We start from the raw sequence: 1465 nt of genomic DNA, 5'->3' as shown, positions 1-1465 counted from the left end.
TACTTCGGTCGCCGCCCAGAGGGATACAGTCCTTTCGTCGCTGACATTCATTGGCGGAACCTCCCATCCCCAACATTCGGGTAAACGGATGCGAGGAGTCAAAGTTCCTCACGCCTTTGAATGCCGACAAAGGCGGCCCTGGTCGTCAGACCAAAAGCGTTGCGCTGCCCCAGGCGATCAGGGCGATGCCGGCTGCCCGGCCAACCCACTGGCCGGCAGGAAACAGCTTTTCAGCCAGCACCAGAATAGCGAGCCCGGCAACCCACACCAGATTCATGATGCCGCCCACGAACAACAACGCCATCAGCATCCAGCAGCATCCGACACAAAACGCCCCGTGCAACGCGCCCAAACGCAGCGCGCCGACTGCGTGGGGACGCCAGTGTCGGGCAAGGAACGCGGTCGGTGCCCGGCAATGCGACAGGCAGGCGTTCTTGAGCGGCGAGAGCTGATACAGGCCCGCGGCGATCAGGACGATGCCGGAAAGCCAGCGGCTCTGCGAACTCATCATCGTCGCGGAAACGAACGCCTCGCGTTCGAGCAGCCAATGCAACGCGGTGGCCACGACGGCAAACCCCAGCCAAACCAGGAGGTAGCCTGCCATAAATACGCCGGTGGGCGCGAGCTTGTCCTGGATCTGACCCTGTGCGAGCGCATGGCGATGCACGCGCGCATAGAGCAGAATAGTCGGCGCCGCACTCGGGGACATCATGGCAACCATCATGACCCACCACATGGCGATCATCAGTGCCCAGATCGCCGGCCCCCAGGCCCGCGGTTCGGCTGCCATCGTCATCGCGCTCATGTCCATGCCGGGCATATCCATCCCAGACATATCGGAGGTCAGGTCGGCAGTTTGCTGGTGGGGGAATAGCGCGAGCCTCGTCATCTCCCACGCATTCATGCCGAGCCCTGCACCCGCGACGATATAAAGCCAGGCCAGCAGGCACAGCGTTACCACGCCCGCAATCGTGATGACGCGGTCGCGTCTGAGCAGCCGTTCCAGCGGCGACCCGCCGTCCATGTGGCGCCTCAGGCCCGCACCACCCCGTGATTGTTGAGATGCAGCCGGGCGAACTGGCCGTAACTGTCCTTCATGTTCACCTGAACCGGCCCGCTGGTTGTGCTCGAAGCGCTGCCGATCTCCGCGACTGCATATTCGAAGCCGTTCGGCAGCACGATCTGAGCGCGCGAGTCCGCGCCCGTCACCTTGTTGCGGATCGGTTCGCCGACGGTTTCGATGTAGTCCTTGACGAAGATGCGGCCCCTGCGGCCGTCGATATCGAGGTCGAGATCGATCTTGGTGAAAACCGGCTCATTCATTTTTGTTACGGTTGAGGCGTAGACGGCGAACATCGTCGCGAACGGGTCGGTGTCCTGGCCGGTCATGATGCGCAGCAGCGCTTGACGCTGCCGGTCGGTTGCATTCTCGTCGACGAAGGCGATGGCTTCGCCATTGCCTTCG

General features: G+C 62.7%; 2 protein-coding genes. Both read right to left on the bottom strand.

Going from position 1 to position 1465, the window contains the following annotated elements; translation table 11 throughout:
* Positions 1-145: 145 nt before the first annotated feature.
* Positions 146-1024 (bottom strand): DUF2182 domain-containing protein, encoded by an 879-nt coding sequence (locus EOA86_RS34445; RefSeq protein WP_065008633.1) that lies wholly within the window; start codon positions 1022-1024, stop codon positions 146-148.
* A gap of 8 nt (positions 1025-1032) precedes the next feature.
* A partial coding sequence (locus EOA86_RS34440) for a DUF1326 domain-containing protein (RefSeq protein ID WP_128345588.1) occupies positions 1033-1465 on the bottom strand: 433 nt, incomplete at its 5' end.

It is taken from the genome of Mesorhizobium sp. M5C.F.Ca.IN.020.32.2.1 (genome assembly GCF_004023105.1).
GTDB lineage: Bacteria > Pseudomonadota > Alphaproteobacteria > Rhizobiales > Rhizobiaceae > Mesorhizobium > Mesorhizobium wenxiniae.
Note: the sequence above shows the minus strand (reverse complement) of the source record. Positions and strands in the feature narration are given on the sequence as shown.